At 43.8% G+C, this 20,874-nt stretch carries 20 protein-coding genes and 1 pseudogene; 11 read left to right on the forward strand and 10 right to left on the reverse strand.

Features of this window, described 5'->3' with window-relative positions:
* Positions 1-5: 5 nt before the first annotated feature.
* The 3 genes from tpiA to gap all read right to left on the reverse strand — a co-directional run bounded on the left by tpiA (position 6) and on the right by gap (position 3,112).
* Entirely contained in the window at positions 6-785 is a 780-nt protein-coding gene (gene tpiA / locus MINF_RS04625) for a triose-phosphate isomerase (protein ID WP_012463368.1), read from the reverse strand.
* Positions 785-2,002: a phosphoglycerate kinase gene (locus tag MINF_RS04630; RefSeq protein ID WP_048810158.1), complete on the reverse strand. Its 1,218-nt coding sequence runs from the start codon at positions 2,000-2,002 to the stop codon at positions 785-787. The genes tpiA and MINF_RS04630 overlap by 1 nt, the downstream gene beginning before the upstream one ends.
* A gap of 66 nt (positions 2,003-2,068) precedes the next feature.
* Positions 2,069-3,112 (reverse strand): type I glyceraldehyde-3-phosphate dehydrogenase, encoded by a 1,044-nt coding sequence (gene gap / locus MINF_RS04635; protein ID WP_012463370.1) that lies wholly within the window; start codon positions 3,110-3,112, stop codon positions 2,069-2,071.
* A 263-nt stretch (positions 3,113-3,375) separates the two neighbouring features.
* Here gap and MINF_RS04640 point away from each other — a divergent pair, with 263 nt between their 5' ends.
* Together MINF_RS04640 and MINF_RS04645 are read left to right on the forward strand one after the other, a co-directional pair.
* Positions 3,376-4,326 carry a bifunctional methionine sulfoxide reductase B/A protein gene (locus MINF_RS04640; RefSeq protein ID WP_238523560.1) on the forward strand — a complete coding sequence of 317 codons (951 nt, stop codon included), beginning with the start codon at positions 3,376-3,378 and terminating at the stop codon, positions 4,324-4,326.
* A gap of 24 nt (positions 4,327-4,350) precedes the next feature.
* Entirely contained in the window at positions 4,351-5,010 is a 660-nt protein-coding gene (locus tag MINF_RS04645) for a hypothetical protein (RefSeq protein WP_012463372.1), read from the forward strand.
* Positions 5,011-5,049: 39 nt separating this feature from the next.
* On the opposite strand, the gene cutA is transcribed toward MINF_RS04645, so the two are convergent.
* The 7 genes from cutA to trxB all read right to left on the reverse strand — a co-directional run bounded on the left by cutA (position 5,050) and on the right by trxB (position 11,642).
* On the reverse strand, positions 5,050-5,364 hold the full coding sequence (gene cutA, locus MINF_RS04650; RefSeq protein ID WP_012463373.1) for a divalent-cation tolerance protein CutA: 315 nt from the start codon (positions 5,362-5,364) through the stop codon (positions 5,050-5,052).
* A 245-nt stretch (positions 5,365-5,609) separates the two neighbouring features.
* A complete protein-coding gene (mnmA, locus tag MINF_RS04655; RefSeq protein ID WP_048810159.1) occupies positions 5,610-6,707 on the reverse strand; it encodes a tRNA 2-thiouridine(34) synthase MnmA in 1,098 nt (365 codons plus the stop codon).
* Between the two features lie 61 nt (positions 6,708-6,768).
* A complete protein-coding gene (gene clpX / locus MINF_RS04660; RefSeq protein ID WP_012463375.1) occupies positions 6,769-8,031 on the reverse strand; it encodes an ATP-dependent Clp protease ATP-binding subunit ClpX in 1,263 nt (420 codons plus the stop codon).
* Positions 8,032-8,043: 12 nt separating this feature from the next.
* Positions 8,044-8,694: an ATP-dependent Clp endopeptidase proteolytic subunit ClpP gene (clpP, locus tag MINF_RS04665; RefSeq protein ID WP_048810160.1), complete on the reverse strand. Its 651-nt coding sequence runs from the start codon at positions 8,692-8,694 to the stop codon at positions 8,044-8,046.
* Positions 8,687-10,018 carry a trigger factor gene (gene tig, locus MINF_RS04670; protein ID WP_012463377.1) on the reverse strand — a complete coding sequence of 444 codons (1,332 nt, stop codon included), beginning with the start codon at positions 10,016-10,018 and terminating at the stop codon, positions 8,687-8,689. Before tig ends, clpP begins: the two co-directional genes overlap by 8 nt.
* A gap of 527 nt (positions 10,019-10,545) precedes the next feature.
* Positions 10,546-10,689 (reverse strand): hypothetical protein, encoded by a 144-nt coding sequence (locus MINF_RS11410; RefSeq protein WP_187146975.1) that lies wholly within the window; start codon positions 10,687-10,689, stop codon positions 10,546-10,548.
* Between the two features lie 20 nt (positions 10,690-10,709).
* Positions 10,710-11,642 carry a thioredoxin-disulfide reductase gene (trxB, locus tag MINF_RS04675; RefSeq protein ID WP_048810161.1) on the reverse strand — a complete coding sequence of 311 codons (933 nt, stop codon included), beginning with the start codon at positions 11,640-11,642 and terminating at the stop codon, positions 10,710-10,712.
* Between the two features lie 197 nt (positions 11,643-11,839).
* On the opposite strand from trxB, the gene MINF_RS04680 reads away from it, so the two are divergent.
* The 9 genes and pseudogenes from MINF_RS04680 (at position 11,840) to MINF_RS11960 (ending at position 20,784) form a co-directional block, all read left to right on the forward strand.
* On the forward strand, positions 11,840-13,150 hold the full coding sequence (locus tag MINF_RS04680; RefSeq protein ID WP_187146976.1) for a hypothetical protein: 1,311 nt from the start codon (positions 11,840-11,842) through the stop codon (positions 13,148-13,150).
* A gap of 10 nt (positions 13,151-13,160) precedes the next feature.
* Positions 13,161-14,345 carry an ADP-forming succinate--CoA ligase subunit beta gene (sucC, locus tag MINF_RS04685; protein ID WP_048810162.1) on the forward strand — a complete coding sequence of 395 codons (1,185 nt, stop codon included), beginning with the start codon at positions 13,161-13,163 and terminating at the stop codon, positions 14,343-14,345.
* Positions 14,346-14,350: 5 nt separating this feature from the next.
* Positions 14,351-15,250, forward strand: a complete 900-nt coding sequence (gene sucD, locus MINF_RS04690; RefSeq protein WP_012463383.1) for a succinate--CoA ligase subunit alpha — start codon at positions 14,351-14,353, stop codon at positions 15,248-15,250.
* Between the two features lie 62 nt (positions 15,251-15,312).
* Positions 15,313-16,596: pseudogene (gene aroA, locus MINF_RS11950) on the forward strand (3-phosphoshikimate 1-carboxyvinyltransferase); the annotation flags it as partial.
* 33 nt (positions 16,597-16,629) lie between these two features.
* A complete protein-coding gene (cmk, locus tag MINF_RS11955) occupies positions 16,630-17,400 on the forward strand; it encodes a (d)CMP kinase (RefSeq protein ID WP_390176033.1) in 771 nt (256 codons plus the stop codon).
* A gap of 58 nt (positions 17,401-17,458) precedes the next feature.
* The gene (locus MINF_RS04700; RefSeq protein ID WP_012463385.1) at positions 17,459-18,106 is read left to right on the forward strand and encodes a lysophospholipid acyltransferase family protein; all 648 of its coding nucleotides are present in this window, start codon (positions 17,459-17,461) and stop codon (positions 18,104-18,106) included.
* Positions 18,107-18,138: 32 nt separating this feature from the next.
* Positions 18,139-18,414: a FeoA family protein gene (locus tag MINF_RS04705; protein ID WP_012463386.1), complete on the forward strand. Its 276-nt coding sequence runs from the start codon at positions 18,139-18,141 to the stop codon at positions 18,412-18,414.
* 84 nt (positions 18,415-18,498) lie between these two features.
* Entirely contained in the window at positions 18,499-20,616 is a 2,118-nt protein-coding gene (gene feoB, locus MINF_RS04710; protein WP_012463387.1) for a ferrous iron transport protein B, read from the forward strand.
* 27 nt (positions 20,617-20,643) lie between these two features.
* The gene (locus tag MINF_RS11960) at positions 20,644-20,784 is read left to right on the forward strand and encodes a FeoB-associated Cys-rich membrane protein (RefSeq protein WP_079200420.1); all 141 of its coding nucleotides are present in this window, start codon (positions 20,644-20,646) and stop codon (positions 20,782-20,784) included.
* Positions 20,785-20,874 lie beyond the last annotated feature (90 nt).

Here is a 20,874-nt window from a genome sequence, read left to right on the forward strand (position 1 = left end):
AACTTTTAAAACTTGCTGTTTAATATTATTGAACAAAAAGAACGAACGTCAAGACTTGCTCCTCCAATAAGCAACCCATCAACATCAGGACAGAGAAGAAGATCTTGGGCATTTTCGGCCGTTACACTTCCGCCATATTGAATGCGTACTTTCTGGGCGGATTGAAAAGAAAAAAGCCTCGTTATTTCTTCCCTAATAAAATGATGAACTTCCTGGGCCTGTTCCGGTGTAGCATTTTTACCTGTGCCGATAGCCCAGATAGGTTCATAGGCAATGATACAATCGGCAAGTTTCTGTTCTTCTACTTCTTTTAATCCGAGCTGGAGCTGGGTGCTTATCTTTTCTTTCCATAGTCCCTGTTGGCGTTCATCAAAATTTTCTCCAATACAAAGGATAGGATGAAGTGAAGCAGAGAGGGCGGCTTTGACTTTCTTGTTGATGAATATATCGGTTTCTCCAAGATGGATCCTTCTTTCGGAGTGACCGACGATAACATAATGACAAAAAAATTCTCTCAGCATCCAAGGGGATATTTCTCCTGTATAGGCACCATGAGAAGCCGGGAAGAGATTTTGGGCCCCTAATCGAACCTGGGAGGCGGATTGGTTAAGCAGATCACTTACCGATTGAAGAGCCGTAAAAGGAGGACAAACGACAACATCTGAAGCAGAATATTCCTCTAACTCTTTTAAGAGGACCTGCATAAAAGCTTTTGCCTCGGAAACCGTTTTGTTCATTTTCCAGTTTCCGGCTATTATCTTTTTGCGGATGTTCACGGGTCTCATTACTTGTCGGGAATTGAATCTATTCCGGGAAGAACTTTCCCTTTAAGGAAATCAAGAGTGGCCCCACCTCCAGTGGATATAAAACTGACCTTTTCAGCCAGGCCGCTACGGTGCAAGGCTTTAATGGAATCCCCCCCTGCAACAATGCTTACAGCCGAGGGATTTTCGGCAATGCTTTGAGCTATAGAAAAAGTACCTTTTTCGCATCCTGGAATTTCGAATACACCCATCGGACCGTTCCATAAGATAGTGCGAGCGGCCTTGATTTCTTCTGCATAAAGGGCCATGGTTTTGGGACCGATATCCACCCCGAGCTTTTCTTCAGGAATATCGATCCCGGGGGTTTGTTCGACCCCTTGGACAATTCTCTTCTCAAAGTCGATGGACTGGGCGACGAGGTGATCGACAGGCAGCAAAAACTTGACCTTTTCTTCTTTGGCTTTCTCTAAAGCTTTTTGGGCAACATCCGTTTTATCGGGCTCGATGAGAGATTTTCCCACTTTACATCCTTTGGTCAATAGAAAGGTATAGGCCATCGCTCCCCCGATAAGCAGGGCATCAGCTTTTTCGAGAAGCCTATTTATCACTTCAATCTTATCTGAAACCTTGGCTCCCCCTAGAATGACTACAAAAGGCCTTTTTGGATCTTTCAATTCTTCTCCCAAGTATTTCAGCTCTTTTTCCATCAAAAAACCGATTGCTTTTTGTTGTATAAAATGACAAACCCCTTCCGTTGAAGCATGAGCCCTGTGGGCTGAGCCGAAAGCATCATTAATGTACACATCAATATGGGAAGCCAAGGCCTTGGCAAACTCAGGATCATTTTTTTCTTCTCCAGGATAAAACCTCGTATTTTCTAAAAGCAGCACTTCTCCTTCCTGGAGATTTTCTTTTTCTTTGTCAACCTCAGGTCCAATACAATCCCCGACAAATTTTACTTTTGTTCCTAGAAGCTCGCTCAGAATGGGGGCAACCGAAGCCAAGCTTTCTTTAGGGTTTCTTTTACCTTTTGGTCTGCCAAGATGGCTTATCAAGACGATCTTTGCTTTTTGATCGATCAAATATTTTAAGGTATCAAGAGTTTCAAGAATGCGGGTACGGTCGGTGATCACATAGCTGTTTGTAGAGGTGTCCAATTCCATCGGGACGTTGTAATCGACCCTGACCAACACTCTTTTGCCTTTTAAGGGTATGTCACGAAGGGTAATTTTCACAATGAATCCTTTCCTTCCTTGTGCATAGAAAGACCGCTGTTTTCTTTCGTCAAAGACTGCTGATATTATTTAGAGCCTACTAGCCACATAGCGGGCAAGATCGACGCACCTGCAGGAATATCCCCATTCGTTATCGTACCATGCAATGAGCTTGTAAAAACGGCTGTTTAAACCGATGCCTGACGAAGCATCGAAAATGCTTGAATGGGAATCCTTGAGAAAATCTCTAGAAACGACCTGTTCATCAGTGTATCCAAGGATTCCGCTAAGATAGCTTTCACTGGCTTTCTTCATCAAACCGCAAATTTCTGAATAGCTTGTTTCCTTCTCCGTTCTCACGGTGAGGTCAACCACAGAAACGGTGGGAGTTGGCACTCTGAAAGACATGCCTGTGAGCTTCCCTTTAAGTTCAGGAATAACTAAGGCCGTTGCTTTGGCTGCACCCGTTGTGGCGGGAATGATGTTGCCTTCGGCAGCCCTACCGCCTTTCCAATCTTTTTTTGAAGGTCCATCTTGAAGCCTTTGGGATGCGGTATAACTATGAACGGTCGTCATTAATCCTTCTTCGATTCCTAATCCTTCTTTTAAAAGCACATGGACTAGGGGGGTAAGACAGTTGGTTGTACAGCTGGCATTAGAAATAATAGAATGCTTGGCTAAGTCGAGCTCGGTGTGATTGACTCCCATGACGACGGTTATGTCCGCGTCTTTTCCTGGGGCCGTGATGATGACTTTTTTAGCACCGGATTTAATATGGCCAAGGGCCTTATTTGCCGCTGTAAAGAGGCCGGTTGATTCAAAAACGATGTCCACCCCAAGTTCTTTCCAGGGCATTGCAGCCGGTCCTTCTTTTATGGCCAAGCATTGGATCGTTTGCCCATCGACGATAAGAAGGTCGTCTTCTTCTAAAGAATCTTTCGATTTTGCGCTTTTAACTTCGACGGGAATTCGCCCGTAGTTTGTGTCATATTTTAAAAGGTAAGCAAGGTTGTCCGCTGAAACGATGTCATTAACCGCAACTACAGGCAATTCCTTAAGCAAACCTTGCTCAGCCATTGCTCTTAAAATTAACCGGCCGATTCTTCCAAATCCATTGATTGCGACTTTTGGCATTTTATGACCTCCATTTGCCTTAATAGGATATAGATATAAATAATGGCTATCATCGTCAACGTAAAAAATAGAAACTGTTACATGTATCCACCTTGTGTATGTTATTTATACATGGATAGGAATGAAAAATTTTAAATAAAATGTTTTTAATGAATTCTTTTCAATACGGGAAAATGGGAAAAAGTCTATTGATTTTTTTAATTTTTTTAGGGGGAACAGTTTTTGGCTTTAAGGTATTTTTGAAAGATAAAAAGGAGCAAAAAGTGCAACTTTATTTTATTGATGTCGATGGGAAGCTTGTAGGTCCTTTGCCATCCCAAAGAATCCAGATTGATGACATGCGCTGGAGGTATTTACTGGGAGCGGAAACCTTCCGTATTACAAGGAGGGCGGGCACAGAAGCTCCCTTTTGTGGAGATTTAGTCGATCATAAGCAAAAGGGTATTTATAAATGTTCTTCTTGCGGCCTTCCCCTTTTTTCTTCCTCCACCAAGTTTCATTCGGGTACGGGCTGGCCGAGTTTTTTTGCTCCCCTTGCAAAAGAAAATATTACCCAAAGAGTCGATCTCTCTTTTGGAATGATTCGTACTGAAATACTCTGCACACGATGCGGGGCTCATCTTGGCCATCTTTTTGAAGATGGGCCTAGACCTACTGGGCTCCGTTATTGCGTAAATTCGGCTTCCTTAGTTTTTGTTCCGCAATGGGTTTTCGATAAAACCACTCCCGATGGTCGAAAACTTCAGAGGGCAGCCTTTGCTGGAGGATGTTTTTGGGGAATTCAGGATTTTTTCAAAAAAGTGGAGGGAGTGGTGTGGACGGTTTCGGGTTATGCCGGGGGAACGGTCCCGTTTCCTACTTATGAAGAGGTTTGTAGCGGAAAAACGGGTCATGCTGAGACCGTTTACCTTCTCTACGATCCCACCGTGGTGAGTTACAGCAAGCTTCTATCTCTTTTTTGGCAGGTACATGACCCGACCAGTGCTGACAGGCAAGGACCGGATGTTGGCCCCCAATACCGGCCGATCATATTTTATTACGATGAAGAACAGCATAAAGAGGCTCTTCGATCTAAAGAGAGCTTAGAAAAAGAACTCAAGGGGAGAAAAGTGCTTACGGCTATTTTGCCGGCAGCTCCTTTTTATCCTGCTGAAGAATACCATCAAGATTATTTGGAGAAACACCATTTGCCGAACAGCTGCCTGAGAAGGTAACCGTGGAAAAGGGTCTTTAAATCCATGTTCAAGTTATTGTTAAACCTTTATTGGATGATTTTGTTGTTTATTCCCTTTGAATTGAAGGGCAACGAGCCTGCCGATGTCGAATACATTACCGGCCCTTTTGAATTCGGTTCCAAAATTTGGCATGTCCTGTTTGATAATAAACCGGTTGCCCTGCTTCAAAAACAGAAGGCAGCAGACGGTTCACTTTATTACATCTTGGAAAAATTTGAGGATCCCAAGGATCCCCACTCCGCGGTAAGCTATTATTTAAAGCGGGTGCAGGACAAAATCTATCTTCTTTACAAGGAAGATACCCATGCAGAACAGCCTCCTCCTCCCTTAATCAACATGGGAATACCTTGGGATACAGCGGTGAAGATAGAAAAAGTCAATCTCCTCCATAAAGTCAATGCCATGGGCATGAGGAATACTTCAAAATGGGTCATGGAGAATATAACCAAGCATAGGAATATCTATTTTTATACTCCGGAATTCATCGAAGCGGCAAAGAAGCTCAAGCTCCTTCCCAAGAATTACAAGCCTCCTCCGCTGCTTCCCAAAGACGAGGTTGAACTAGAAAGATACCTATCTACCAAGGTCACTCCAAAACTTATCGATCCCCAATTGCTTGGAGAAGAAGATCCAGGGATGGAAATTAAATCCAAGGACAAGTAGAGCCCCTTGAAAGATGTTGAACACGCAAAAGCCCTTTTCTTACTTGAGTTCGTTTTGCCACCATGCCAAGTAGGGAGGAAAAACATGGGAAGGATCCAGGCTGATTATTTCTGGGCATTGATAGCTGTGGCTTTCTTTTATGACCGTTACGAGTTGATCCCATTTTTCTTTAGAAGATTTTACGAGCAGCAGTGCTTCTTGAGCTTGTTCTAGATTACCTTCCCACCAATAGAAGGAATGGACCTGGGGAATGATATTTATGCAACTGGCAACTCTATTCTGGAGCAGTTTTTTGGCTATTTTTTCTCCTTCCTCTCTATTCGAACAGCTAATGAGAACTATTTGAGGTTCCATGAAAAATTTTTCTTTGGAATGATTAAGGGGTTCCGTCTGACTTACTCATTACCGCTCAAAGAGGAACAAAGCTGACAGACTTACTCGTCGAGGCGGATGCAGCCGGAGTATTACAACTCCAGCCAGAGCCCTCCTCTCCACAGGCCTGCCTTCCGGTGGAACTCACCTTAGGGCCGTTCAAGACGGCCAACTCAAGGCAAAATATAAAAGAAAGTCTGGAAAAGATCAACTCATTAATCAACTGTTCAAGCCCTTTCTCTTTCTATCCATCCTCCTCCCAGAACGATATCTCCATCATAACAGACAGCGGCTTGTCCCGGAGAAATACCCATTTGTGGACTACTAAAATCCAACCGAAAACGGTCCTTTCCCAAAAGGGTGAGGAGAGCTTCGACTTCGGGGTAATTATAACGAAGTTTGACTGTGACGGGCCGAGGACTTTCGATGTCCTTTTCAATCCAATGAGCCTGGGAAGCATAACAATGGGTTTTAAAAAGACTTTTCAAGCTACCGGCTCGAATTGTTTTTGATTCGGGGTCGATATCGACAACATACAAAGGGCGGCCTTGGCCACCAGGAAGGCCTTTTCTTTGCCCCACCGTGTAACCTTCAATTCCTTGGTGTTCGCCTATGACCTTTCCTTCTTCATCGATGATAAAACCGCTGTGGGTATTTGAAGGAGTTTTTTTTCCTTGAATGAACTCCTTGTAGTTTTTACCGGGGACAAAACAAATATCTCGGCTTTCTTCCTTGTTCCAGACGTTTAATCCTGCTTCCTTGGCAATGGCTCGCACTTCCTTTTTTTCAAGGTTGCCAAGAGGAGTGATCATTCGCGATAGCTGGCCGGCGGATAGAGAAAAAAGAAAGTAGGATTGATCCCTCCTTTTATCTTTAGCTTTTTTAAGTCTTGGGATATGGTCTTGGTTTTCGACGAGAGCATAATGGCCTGTGGCCAGATATTCGACACCCCAAGATTGGACCCTTGTCCAGAGCCTGCCGAATTTTATTTTTTCGTTGCACTTTACACAGGGATTAGGCGTTCGTCCCAAGCTATATTCCCTGAGAAAGTAACTAATTACCTCCTTTTCAAAACAATCCGCTTCGTCGAGAACATAATGGGGTATGCCGATCTGAGCGGCCATATTTCGAGCGTCATTGATGGCATCGGGACCGCAGCATTTTTCTGAAGAAATATGCATACAGCGATCCGTCCAAATTTTTAGAGTAATGCCTACGACATCAAAGCCTTCCCTTTTTAAAAGGTAAGCGGCGACGGTGGAATCTACCCCACCACTCATTCCCACGACAATGCGGGTATTCTTTTTTATGGGTGCAACATTCATCGGCAAATGGGAAAAAGGTCTTTTTATTTAAAAAATCCTATCCCGAGGCGGGAAGGCGGTTTTAAGCCGCTTCTTTTTCTTGTCTTCTTTTCAAGATGGGGGCTTTTTTCCCTTCGGCAACGGGTCGCGAAATGATCACTTCTTCGATGTCTGTTCGAGAGGGGAGATCGAACATGACCTCCAGCATGACTTTTTCTATCATGTTTTTTAGTGCCCGTGCTCCCGTTTTTTTCTTTTTTGCCTCCTGGGCAAAAAAGCGTATGGCCTCTTTTGCAAAATTAAGCTTGATATGATCTAGTGCAAAGAGCTTGACGTACTGTTTTATAATAGCATTTTTCGGTTCGGTAAGAATCTTTACCAGCTCCTCTTCGGATAGTTCAGAAAGGGAAGTGATCACGGGAAACCTCCCTACGAATTCCGGTATCATCCCGTAGGCGATAAGATCTTCTGGCTCAATTTCAGTGAATTCTTCGCTGGCAGCATCTTCTCCTTCCAAACTTTGTTTAAATCCAAGGACCTGTTTACCTCTCCGTCGAGCAATAATTTTATCAAGACCTATAAATGCCCCGCCACAAATAAAGAGAATGTTTTCGGTGTTAATCCTTATGAACTCCTGGTGCGGATGCTTTCTTCCTCCTTGTGGGGGAACATTGCAAACCGAGCCTTCAAGCATCTTAAGAAGGGCTTGTTGTACTCCTTCGCCGGAAACATCCCTTGTAATGGATGGGCTATCCGATTTCCGGGAGATTTTATCGATTTCATCGATGTAAACGATTCCCATTTCCGCTTTTTTGACATCAAAATTCGCATTTTGGAGAAGACGAAGAAGAATGCTTTCCACATCCTCTCCAACATATCCTGCCTCGGTGAGAGAAGTAGCATCAGCAATACAAAATGGAACATCCAGGAGCCGGGCGATGGTTTTTGCCAGAAGCGTCTTGCCCGATCCCGTGGGCCCGACAAGCAGGATATTGGTTTTTTCGATCTCGACATCTTTTAGCTGATTCAAAGAGGAAAGATCGGTCAATTCACTGCTGAAAATTCTTTTGTAATGATTGTGAACGGCGACGGATAAGACCTTTTTAGCCTTGTTTTGCCCTATGACGTAATCTTCAAGTTGTGCAAAAATTTCAGCGGGCTTGGGGATCTTGGGCTTTACTCGATTTTTGACCGGTTCTTCCCGCAGTTCTCTTTCAAGGATGCTATGGCAAACTTCGACGCAAGCATCGCATATGTAAACCCCGGGGCCAGATATAAGTTTGCGTACCTCAGCTTGGCTCCTTCCGCAAAACGAGCACATGGTAATGTGGACAGACCTAGCCATAATTCATTGTCTTTAATTGCCGTTGCCCATAATAATCTGTGGTTGGGGTACGGGACGAAGCATAATTTTCGTTTTCACCACTTCATCAATGATTCCGTAGGCCTTTGCATCTTCTGCGGACATAAAGAAGTCCCTATCGGTATCTTTTTCTATCCTCTCTAAGGGTTGCTTGGTGTGATAGGATAGAATTTCATTCAAGAGTCTCTTTGTCCTTAAGATCTCTTGGGCCTGTATACTAATATCGGAAGCTTGACCTTGGGCACCACCAAGGGGCTGATGAATCATGATGCGAGCGTTGGGTAAAGCAAACCGCTTGCCTTTTGTTCCTGCGGCAAGGAGAACTGCGGCCATGCTTGCAGCTTGTCCAATGCAGTAGGTGTTGACATCACAGCTTAAAAACTGCATCGTGTCGTAAATCGCCATTCCTGCCGTGACATAACCTCCCGGAGAATGGATATAGAGGTTGATGTCTTTTTTGGGATCTTCCATTTGAAGAAATAGCAACTGGGCGATGACAAGGTTGGCCATGTTGTCGTCGATGGGAGTACCGATAAAAACGATCCTGTCCTTCAGCAGCCTTGAGAATATATCGTAACCTCTTTCCCCACGTCCTGTTTGTTCGACAACCATGGGGATAACCTGTGAAATAATCGGGCTATTCATAATCTTCAATTTTCGCTTTTTCTAAAAGAAAATCCAAAATTTTCTGAAAAAAAACTTGATTCATGAGATTGTTGATATCTTCGGAAGAAAGTTTTTTTAATAACTTCCGAGGCTCCATTCTCTCTCTGAGTGCCATTTTGTTGATTTCCACGGATAAATCTTCTTTTGTTACCGAAATGTTTTCTTTTTTAGCTATTTCTTCAAGAATAAAATGCAACTTGGTTTTTTTCCTCGCCTGGATCAGGGATTTTTCATAAATCTCTTCTTTTTTCTCTTCAAGTATGGCTATGGGAGTTCCTTTTTCTTGGCTTTCAACTACCGCTTTTCTGAAAATCCATTCGGCTTCTTTTTCCACTTCGGATTCTGGAAGGGGAAAATCAACAGAGGCAAGTAAATAGTCTATGATTTTAAGTTTTTGGATATTACGGGCGTGGGCCTCTTTGTTTTCTTTCAGTGATTTTTCCACTGCTTCCATGAACTGCTGTTTATCGAGACCGGAAATTTCCTTCGTCAGCTCGTCGGTGATTACGGGCAGGATTTTAGATTTTATAGCTTGAAGGCTTACCGTGTAACTGACTTCTTTCCCTCTCAAGGGCTCTAAAAACCAGTTTTGTGGGAAAACAACAGTGAATGTTTTGCTTTGACCGGCTTCCATCCCTATGAGTTGGTCTATAAAACCGGGCAAGAAAACCCCCTCTTTGATGAGGATCCATTGGTTTTCTCCTTTAGCCATGACCCCAGCCGTAGGAACCAGTTCTAAAAGAGGCTTGTTTTCGAGGCTGCCCGAATAGCTCACTACGACGAAATCCCCGTAAGCTACGGTTCTTCCTTTTACATCCACAAAAGAAGCCTTCGATTCCAGGATCGATTCTATAGTTTGATTGATCTCTTCAGGCTTTATCGCCACATCTCCCTTGGGGACGGGGATTGCTGTGTAGGGAGGTAATGAAAATTGGGGCTTGGTATCGACAACCACCGACAATGAAAAAGGTTCACCATGGCTGTAATGCAGAGCTTCTACTTCTATTAAATTAACGATCTCTAAAGCATTTTCCTTAATAGCCCTCTCGTAAACGTGTTTTAAAAGATGTCTTTCTGTTTCTTTTTCAATTTCCTTTTTATACATTTTCTCAACGATTTCTCTTGGAGCTTTACCCACCCTAAATCCTGCAATTTTAGCTTTATTCACAAAATCCCGGACTATTTTTTCCCTTTCAGGGAGGGTTTCTTCAAAAGGCATTTCGATTTTGAGCCTTTTTCTGCATCCCTCGATATTTTCAACGGCACAGCTCAAAGAATTCAACCCTGGAAAATTTTCGGTCATTCTGTCATTACCTCCATTTATCCTTTGATCATTATAGCAAGAAAAATTGAATGTTTTCTTGCACCCCTTTTTATTGTCCCTCTGATTGCGAAAATTGGGGAACCCATTTTTATGTTCATTTGATCATTGGAATGTTCTTTACCTACACCCCTCTAATCCTTTCTCAACTTCCCCTTCCCCTTATTAGAATTAGTCAACTTCAGCTTTAGCCGACCAATAAAGCTTTATATCTCCCCAAGGACCTCTTTCTTTAGAGCAATAGCTTCCTTGCGTCCTGCAAAAACACAAGGCAGAAATCCTTGTCGGCTTCGACGGCTTCGGGGCAATGAGTCTCATCGATGATTCTTCTGGGACAGGCTTTTATTTAAAATAATAGCTTTCTTTTCTCGCTGTCCAATGAATTTCAAGCTGTTCAAAAAATTTTTCCCTTGTTAAATAAAACGCCGTTTTTTATCCATGAGCTCAAGCTAAAATCCTTCTTCAAGACCAATGCAAAGCCAACCATTACCGGATCAGCAGCTCGCGGATTACCGGTTTCTTTCCGGAGGCCTTTTGCGCTCCCTTTTAAAGCCTATGCCAGGGAGTTCTTTTTCGCAGGCTAAAAGAGTGGGAATAAGGACAGAGTGGGCAAGATCCCCTATAAAATTCGTCAATTTCAAAGAGCTATTCATACTCCATTCGTATTGTAGAATTAAGCCTCTATCCCTCTGAGATACCTTTCCGCATCAAGGGCGGCCATGCAACCCATTCCGGCAGCGGTAACAGCTTGCCTATAAAGGCCATCTACACAATCTCCGCAAGCGAATACACCGGGAACAGTCGTTTTTGTGCCTTGGAAAACTTTAATCAGCTTTCTTTCGTCCATTTCTAATTTCCCTTCGAATATTTGCGTGTTAGGGACATGACCTATGGCGACAAAGACTCCCCGGCATTCCAAGAAATTTTTGCTTCCATCTTTTAGGTTTCTTAGCCAAACACCGGTAACCTTATTTTGTTTGTGATCTAAAATTTCCTCCACGGCACTGTTCCAAATGGGTTTTATTCTTGGCTCATTAAACACTCTTTCAGCCATGATAGGAGAAGCCCTAAGGGTATCCCGACGGTGAACGAGATAAACGCTAGAGGCAAATCGAGTCAAATAAAGGGCTTCTTCGCATGCCGAATCTCCCCCGCCCACAACGACGAGAGGTTGATTCCTAAATACAGGTAATGCCCCATCACAGGTAGCACAATAGCTTACCCCTTTGGTTTCAAGCTCTGCTTCGCCGGGAACAGAAAGCTTCCTTGGGCGGGCTCCCACGGCGATAACAACGCTCTTTGTTTCAATCCATTCCTCGTCGATCTTCACCCTTTTTATCTTTTGAGTAAACTCCACTTCGGTAACCACCGACAAATACCGGACGCGTGTCCCAAACCGTTCGGCTTGTTTGCGCATCGCCTCCATGAGCTCCGGTCCTTGGATCCCCATGGGAAAACCGGGGTAATTTTCTACAATCGTCGTGGTCGTTAATAAACCCCCAGGTTCGGTGCCGGTGACAAGTAGGGGAGAGAGCTTGGCACGGGCAAGATAAATTGCTGCCGTCCAACCTGCACATCCCGAACCAATGATAATCGTTTCTTCCATAGACAAGCTTTTCTTTCTATTTATTATGAAAAAGAACTAAGAGGAGCTGTATTTTCATTACAGGAATAATTTTTTTAATAAAGCTTTTTTTAAGTTCTAATAAAATTGAAATTTTTGTTATGATTTTTAAAAAAATTTATTGACTTTGATTGATCTTTCATTTGAATTTAAACTTCTCATTAAAAGATAATGTTCCATTGAACTCCATTTTTCAAAAAGTACAGTTTATTCGGAATCATGTACCCCCTTCGGGGCTGTTTAAGGATAAAGAGTGGAGGGTAAGTCCGTTTAGTTTTGTTTTGGAAGAACGGTATGTAGAAATTCTTAACCGGCTCGGCATCTATCTGCAGAAATTCTATGAAGCGGCTGACCTTCTTTACAGGTTGAGTGTCCGAGGCAAACAACCTTCGTTTGTTTATGAGCTTTTAGATAGAGGAAAGCCTCGAGAGCTTATTGAAATCTCCCGAAGCGAAAAGCTGAAGAATGATCTTCCACGCGTTATCCGTCCCGATCTCATTTTAACTGAGGAGGGGTTTGCTTTATGCGAGTTGGATAGCGTACCCGGAGGCATAGGATTAACTGCATGGTTACAAGAGACTTATGGGCAGTGGGGTGAATCCTTAATTGGGGGTAGGGAAGGGATGAAACAGGGCTTTAAGGCTATTTTTCCTGAAGGGGTGGTTGTCGTTTCCGAAGAGGCGATGACATACTGGCCGGAGTTTGAATACCTAGTTGGTTTAGAAAGAATGCGTCATGCTGAAAGTTATACTTTTGACTGCGAACCCGTTTACCGGTTTTTCGAATGTTTTGATTGGGAAAAATTAAGTACTCTGCGCAAGAGCTATTCGCCGGATAGATGTTCAATTACCCCTCCTTTAAAACCCTACCTGGAAGAAAAGCTTCTTTTGGCCTTTTTTTGGTTAAAATCTTTAACAGACTTTTGGAAAAGGTATTTGAGCGAAAAGGGAATGCAGTTTTTGCGAAAGCTTATCCCTTACACATGGGTCGTCGATCCCACTCCCCTTCCTTATAATGCGGTGATTCCAGGCCTCGAAGTCCAAAGCTGGAAAGAGGTAGGGGCCTTTAGTCAATCCCAAAGAGAATTGGTGTTAAAAGTTTCCGGCTTTAGTCCTTTAGCTTGGGGTTCAAGAGGGGTTTATATCGGTTCGGATATGTCTTCTTCCGAGTGGCAGGAAAAGCTTGCCATGGCCCTAGCCGATTTTCCTCATCATCCTTGGATCATGCAAAGATTTGTCCGAGGCAAGCTCATTAAACATCCCTATGTCGAAGGACAAAAAATGGAAGAGATGATAGGCAGGACGCGTATTTCTCCTTATTACTTTGTCTATGATTCGCAGGTGCACCTCTGTGGCGTTCTTGTCACGATCTGTCCTGCGGACAAAAAAATCATCCATGGAATGAAAGAAGCTATTCTTGTCCCCGGGGCGTTAGCTAAACCCGAGGAGAGGAAAAAAGAAGAGTGGAATGAAGTTTTAGAAGTAAGATAAGGAAACCTTGATGAACTTGTTAGAATACGTTGCCAAAGAGATATTAGCCAAGGAAGGAGTAGCGATACCCCGGTATGGAGTTGCGGAAACTCCCCAGGAAGCTTTTGATATCGCTATAAAGCTCAATACGACTCCACTGGTTGTCAAGGCCCAGATATCCGCTGGGGGAAGGGCAAAAGGGAAATTTGTCAACGGCTTTGAAGGTGGAGTAAAAATATGCAATAGTCCTGAAGAAGTTAAGCAAGTAGCTGAGAAAATGATTGGTGGGCTACTTGTCACCGCCCAAACGGGTACGACCGGCCAGCCGGTGAGAAAAGTCATTGTTAGTGAATCTATAGATGTGGCCAAAGAGCTCTATCTTTCTCTGACTTATAGTTATGCTGAAGCGGCTATACTGGCTATGGGGAGCCTTGCCGGTGGAGTTAACATTGAAAGGATCGCCCTGGAGAATCCGCAAGCTTTGGTAAAAAAATATTTTTATCCCGAAGAGCCCCTATGGGATTTTCAATTGAGGGAATTCGCCGCTCAGCTTGGTTTTAAGGGAAAGCCTCTTGTCGATTTCTCCAAGATCCTCAAATCTCTTTTTTATGCTTTTATCAATCATGATGCTACCCTTTGCGAAATTAACCCGTTAGCCCTGGATAAAGAAAATCGTTTTTGGGCTTTGGATGCCAAGATAACCATAGATGATAATAGCCTTTTTCGACGAAATGAGTTGCTCGGTTATCGGTTTGAGACGGTTTATGATCCTCAAGAACTGGAAGCACTGCGCTACGGGGTAAATTACGTGGGTCTGGAAGGACAGATCGGTTGCATGGTTAATGGAGCAGGGCTAGCCATGGCCACGATGGATATCCTCGAGCGTTTCGGGGGAAAACCGGCAAATTTTCTGGATGTTGGGGGCGGGGCCGATCAAAGCCAGCTGCAAAATGCTTTTCGGGTTTTGTTATCCAATCCGAACTTAAAAGTTATTTTGATCAATATTTTTGGCGGCATTATGCGTTGTGATCTCATTGCGGAAGCTATTGTAGAAGCGGCCAAAAATCACCCCCCTAAGGTTCCCATAATCATTAGGCTAGAAGGGACTAGGGTGGAGGAAGGAAAAAAGATACTAAAAGGGTCTGCTCTCCAATATGTTTTTGCAGGAGACCTGGAAGAAGCGGCTAAACAAGCGGTTTATTTTCTTAAAAGGTAATTCCAATGGCTATTTTACTTAAAAAAACAGATAGAGTGGCCGTTCAAGGCATAACAGGGAAATATGGCAGTTTTCATGCGAGGCTTTGCAGGGAATACGGAACAAAGATTACGGCGGGAGTCACTCCTGGCAAAGGAGGAGGAGTTTTTGATGAAACTATTCCCCTTTTTGATACTCTCAAGGAGGCGAAAGAAAAGACAGGTTGTAATGTTTCTCTCATTTTTGTACCCGCTCCTTTTGCGGTTGATGCAATTATGGAGGCGGTCAGCTGTCAAATGGATCTTGTTATTTGCATCACAGAAGGCATTCCCATTTTAGACATGGCTAAGATCAAAAGGAAGATTGTCCAGCAAGGAATTAAGCTTGTAGGTCCCAATTGTCCCGGGGTCATTACCCCTGGAGAATCGAAAGCGGGGATTATGCCGGGCTATATCCATAAACCGGGAAAAGTGGGAATAGTATCCCGTAGTGGCACCTTGACTTATGAAGCGGTTTGGCAGATTACCCGCTTGGGATTAGGCCAGAGTAGCTGTGTAGGGATAGGTGGGGATCCCATTCATGGGTTATCTCTTAGAGAAGTGATTGAAATGTTCTGGGAGGATCCCCAAACGGAAGCCGTTCTTATTATTGGGGAGATTGGAGGTGGGGAAGAACAGGAAGCGGCACAATGGATTAAGGAAAATCCCAAGAAACCTGTAGCTGCCTTTGTTGCAGGCCTGACCGCGCCCTTGGGTAAAAGGATGGGACATGCCGGGGCGATTATTCTTGGACAATCCGGAACAGTTGCTGCTAAACTTGAAGCATTCAGGGAGGCGGGCATTAAAGTCATCCATTCTGTTTCTGAAATTGGTAAAGGAGTTGGCGAGGCGATAGACCAGTGGAACAGAAAAAAAATGGTTTGGTAACTTTACCCTTTATTGCCAACTCTCTCATAGAAGCATATGTATATAAAAAATAGAAATTAAAGATGGCGCGTCCACATTCCTATCTGATTGTAGAACCCTGTCCCCTTATAAAAGGTGAAATATCGGTCCCTGGGGATAAAAGTATCAGCCATAGGGCCGTCATGCTTGCTTCTCTGGCTAGGGGAAGAAGCAAAATTCGCCATTTCCTTCCTTCGGCGGATTGCCTTTGTACGCTAAGGGCTTTTGAAGCCATGGGAGTCAGGGTGGAAAAGGAGGGTAAAACTACCCTCATTATAGAAGGGAAGGGAGGACAACTGGACCCGCCTTTTGAAGCCATTGATTGTGGAAATTCGGGAACAATGATGCGGTTGATGGCTGGAATTTTATCCGCTCAGCCTTTTTATTCCAAGCTCATAGGAGATCGATCCCTCTCCCGCAGGCCAATGAATAGAATCATTGAGCCGCTACGTTTAATGGGAGCAAAGATCCGGGCAGAGGGCAAGGAAAACACCCCTCCTCTTTTCATCGAACCCTCCACCCTTAAAGGTATAGATTATAGGCTACCCATTCCGAGCGCACAGGTCAAATCCTGTATTCTTTTTGCCGGCCTTTTTGCCCCGGGGATCACCCGCATTATTGAACCTGTACCCAGTCGTGATCACACAGAAAGGCTTTTTGAGCAGTTTGGAGTACGCACTTTAAGAGAAGAAAATGGATGTATAGTTCTGCATGGAGGGATGAAATTGGAAGCTAGCGATGTAGATGTTCCCGGAGATTTTTCATCGGCCGCTTTTTGGATCGGAGCGGCGGCCGCTTTACCTAATTCGGAACTCCGGGTGCGCTCTGTAGGTCTAAATCCTACGCGTACAGGTCTACTTAAAATCCTGCTGAGAATGGGAGCCCACATCGAGGAATCCGTAGAATCCCATGCGAGAGGGGAGCCTATAGGGAGTCTTTGGATTCGTGGAAATAAATTAAAAGGAACGGTTATCCAAGGAGATGAGATAGTGGGAGTCATTGATGAGCTTCCTATTTTAGCCGTTATCGGAGCCTTAGCCGAAGGCATTACCGAGATAAGGAATGCCCAGGAGCTGAGGGTCAAGGAATCCGACAGGATCAAGGCCATCGTAACCAACTTGAGGGCCTTTGGAGTCGAGGTGGAAGAGCTTGTCGATGGGATGAGAATTCAAGGAATGGAGAGCGTACAGCCCGCGCGAGTTGAAAGTTTTGGAGATCATCGTATCGCCATGGCTTTCTCTATACTGGCTCTCAAAGCCAATAAAGCTTCAAGAATAGAGGATGTTGACTGCATTGCTACTTCCTATCCGGGATTCGAGCAAGACCTGTATGCATTAACCCAGTCTTTTTCCAAGGAGTGGATGGATGAGCCCAAGAAAATCAAGGGCTTTATCCAAGCTTTAACCAAAGCCGAGAGGGCGGAGGAGGTAAAGAAAAAAGAGATCCTCTATCCTGTCATTACTATTGATGGCCCTACGGCCTCTGGAAAAAGTACCGTGGCCCAAAAAGTTGCCGAGGCGTTGGGATTTACCTACTTTAATACGGGAGCTCTTTACCGTTCGGTGACCTGGAGAATCTTATCCATGGGCTACGATATTCACGATGAAGAAAAGGTCGTTGAAGCCTGTAGAAAATTAAAACTCAGGTGCATTGTTCAGAAAACAGATCGTTTTTCCAGGGCCAAGATCCTCATCGATGAGAAGGAACCGGATGAAAAAACCGACCTGCGGTCAGCCGAAGTCAATGCAGCGGTTTCGATCATCGCTTCTTATCCACGGGTTAGAGAGTGGTTGCTCCCTTTTCAAAGAGAGCTAGCCCATGAAGCTCCTTTGGTTGTCGAAGGCAGGGACATAGGCTCGGTCGTTTTTCCCGAAAGCCCCTATAAGTTTTTCCTGGATGCCCAGTTGGAGGAAAGGGAAAAAAGAAGGGAAAGACAGGGGGAAAGGGACAATGTAGAACAAAGAGATAAGTTGGATCAATCGAGGAGCTCGGCTCCACTTTGCTGTCCTGTTGATGCGGTGAAGCTAGATACCACGAAGCTGCCAATAGACAAAGTTGTGGAAAAAATTCTCGATATCCTTTGGAAAAAAGGTTTACCCGTTGCTGGATTAAAAACGGCTGCAAAAAGTTAATTTTTTCTGGATTTTTTTTCTTTAGCTTTCCCTATTTTTTGACAAGGGTTGTCATCTTGTGAAAAAAGGTTATGCCATTGCCAGGGCGCTGACGCTTGGGATCTTAAAACTTTTTTTTGATTTTAAAGTTTATGGACGGCAAAACATTCCTGCCGAACCCGTGCTGATCGTGGCCAATCATTGTAGCTATCTTGACCCTCCAATCGTAGGTTGTACATTTGAAAAAGAAATCTATTTTGTTGGCAGGAAAACCCTATTTGATAACCCTCTTTTTGGAACGCTGCTCCGTTATTTAAATACAATACCCTTAGACAGGGATAAACCCGAAGTTGGTTCTTTTAAGCTTATTCTAGATCTTTTTGAAAACGGCAAGTCTATTCTTGTTTTTCCCGAAGGGACAAGAAGTCCCTCGGGATCATTACAGAAAGCGGCTCCTGGGGTAGGCTATATCGCTGCTAAAGCTAAAGTCCCGATACTACCTTTAAGAATATTCGGTTCTTTTGAAGCATTCCCAAGAACCGCTAAGTTTCCTCGACCCTATCCCATTAGAGTCGTTGTGGGTAGGGCGTATAGGCCGACAGAAAATACGGCGGGGCTTTCAAAAAAAGCCTACTATCAGATTGTGGCTGATGAAATGATGAGCAAGATCGCCGCTCTGCAATTTGATCACAAATTGGGATGGGTCCAAAAGGATTTGCTTGTGTAAAAGAAAATTTGCTGTATTAGTAACTATAATTCATGACCGAGGAGAAAAAAGGAAGAGCCGAACGTAAAACAGCTATTTCATTAGCCGAAGCGGGTATCGGTTCCATCTTTTATGTCCATTCGATAGAAGGAAGTGCTGTAGAATGCCACCGGTTGAGGGAGTTGGGCTTTTGTGAAAAGGCTGAAGTAGTAAAGCTAGCTCATGGGGCTATGACTGTATGCCTGGTTTGTGGTTCAAAATTGGGATTGAACAAAGGATTAGCGAAAAGGATCTTTGTGACTTCGGCAAAGAAGGATTCGGCACTTTAGTCGTTGGTAAAGCTCCGTGCCCAGTTTATACCGTAATAGGCAACCAGTGAAAAAATTTTATTTTTTAATTGGTGATTTCTCTTTATGGCCTTGTTGAAAAAAGACGAGCGCGCTTTTAAAACTGAACCTGTAAGTAAGCTTTTCACCTTTGCTCTTGTCGGCAATCCCAATAGCGGCAAAACAACCCTTTTTAATGCCCTAACAGGGTTAAGACAGAAGATTGCCAATTATCCCGGAGTCACCGTTGAAAAAAAAGTAGGGGTTTTTTACAACCTGCATGGAGAGAAGTGCCAAATTATCGACCTTCCGGGCACCTATAGTCTTCTTCCCCACTCACCGGACGAAAAAATAACTACCGAAGTCCTTTTGGGACTGAGAGAAGACACCCCTAAACCCGATGCGGTCATCTGCATCGTCGATGCTTCGAATTTGGAGAGAAGTCTTTACCTGGTCAGCCAGATTCTTGAGCTTGAGCTTCCCGTTGTCGTTGCTTTGAACATGATCGATGAACTTGCAGCTAAAGGATGGGAAATTGATTTCAAGGCTCTTTCCCAGAAATTCAACTGTCCTGTAGTGCCCTGCCAGGCCAATAAAAAGAGTGGGATTGTTCCCTTAAAAGTCCTATTGACTAAAGAGCTCGTTTACTCCCGGTCCTTTATTTTGAATTATCCCGATTTCATCGAAAAAGAAATCGCAGCATTGGAAGAGCTTATTCGAGCCCATAACCGGCGACCGGTCGAAAGGATCGTGCTCTTGTTACTTTTGACTTCTCCTGATCCGGATGAAACGGCCAAGTTATTTCAGCTCGGTTTCATGGCCCAAGCTGTAAAATCCTCTCAAGAAAAAATCGGCAAAATCAACCCGGCCTGGAGGGATGTTGTTGTAAGGAAAAGGTTTACCACTCTTCAAAACTTGCTCAAAGGGACGGTGAAGAAAGGAGTTCAACTCTCCAGGGGGTTAAGTGATAGGATTGACCGCTATGTTGCCCATCCATTCTGGGGATGGTTGATATTTTCTTTTGCCATGGGGCTGATGTTTTTGGCCGTCTTTGGCATGGGTTCTTATCCTAAAGATTGGATAGATGAGGGTATAAGAAAAATCTCTGAGAAAATCCAAGACTTTTTTCCCCCGGGAGAACTGAGGGATCTTATATGCCAAGGGGTGATTGGAGGAGCCGGTAATGTTGTTGTTTTTTTACCCCAGATACTCGTGTTGTTTTTCTTTATCGGTCTTTTAGAAGATACGGGATACATGGCAAGGGCTGCTTTTTTGATGGACAAGTTGATGAATGCCGTAGGTCTTCATGGAAAATCATTTTTGCCCCTGCTCAGCAGTCATGCTTGTGCAATACCCGGAATTCTATCTACTCGAACTATTGATAGTCCCAAGGATAGGTTGCTGACCATACTTATAGCCCCTTTCGCCAGTTGTTCAGCCCGTTTGCCGGTTTACGTGCTCATGTGTGGAGTACTCTTTTCTCAGAGTTCGCATTCTGTACTCTGGAGCACTCTAACCATTTTTTTCCTCTATTTTATGGGGATTGGAGGAGCCTTTTTCTTCGCATGGGTTTTTAAAAATACCCTTTTTAAAGGCAGGCAACCTTTTTTGCTTTTGGAACTTCCACCCTACCGCAGGCCTTCTATTAAGTCTATTGGCTTGCAGATGTATGAGAGATCTTTGGCTTTTCTTAAAAGGGCGGGAACGATTATCGTTGCTGTTTCTATCCTGTTGTGGTTTTTTAGTACCCATCCGAAGTTTCAGGGAGAATCTTCCTCCCAGACCCTTTCTCATAGTTTTGCAGCGAGCATAGGTCATTTTATAGAACCAGCGATCAAGCCCTTGGGATTCAATTGGAAGATTGGAGTTGGATTATTAAGTGCCCAAGCGGCCAGAGAAATGTTTGTCAGCACTATGGGAATAATCTATACAGGAGAGGAAACCAACGAGGATATCCTTCCCTTAGCCCAAGCCATGAGCAATGACAAGTGGCCTGACGGCAGAAAGGTATTCAGCCCCTTGAGCTGTCTTTCTCTGATGATTTATTTCGCTTTTTCCTTGCAATGTTTAAGTACGGTTGCCGTCGTTAGAAGGGAGACCGGTTCTTGGAAATGGGCAGCATTTCAATTTGCCTACATGACTTCCTTTGCATATATTTGCTCTTTTCTATTTTACCAAATGGGTTTATTATTAGGTTTTAGATAGAAAGGACGGTTTGAGTAACAATTTTAAATGAACTGGCAAAGCGTTGTAGCGGCTATCATCGTATTTATGTCTTTAGTGTATTTAATAAGGGTTTTTAAAAATAAGGGATCTGGAAGTTGCGGATGTGATAAATGCATGAGGGATAAAAAGGCGGATCCTTTCCCTTAATTTTTACCTTGTTTTCGCGTTCGACGAAGGAACTCTGAGCGTTATTTCTTTTTATTAAGTAACAACAATATCAAAACTAAAAGAAGATTT

The sequence above is a fragment of the Methylacidiphilum infernorum V4 genome, assembly GCF_000019665.1.
Taxonomy (GTDB): Bacteria; Verrucomicrobiota; Verrucomicrobiia; order Methylacidiphilales; family Methylacidiphilaceae; genus Methylacidiphilum; species Methylacidiphilum infernorum.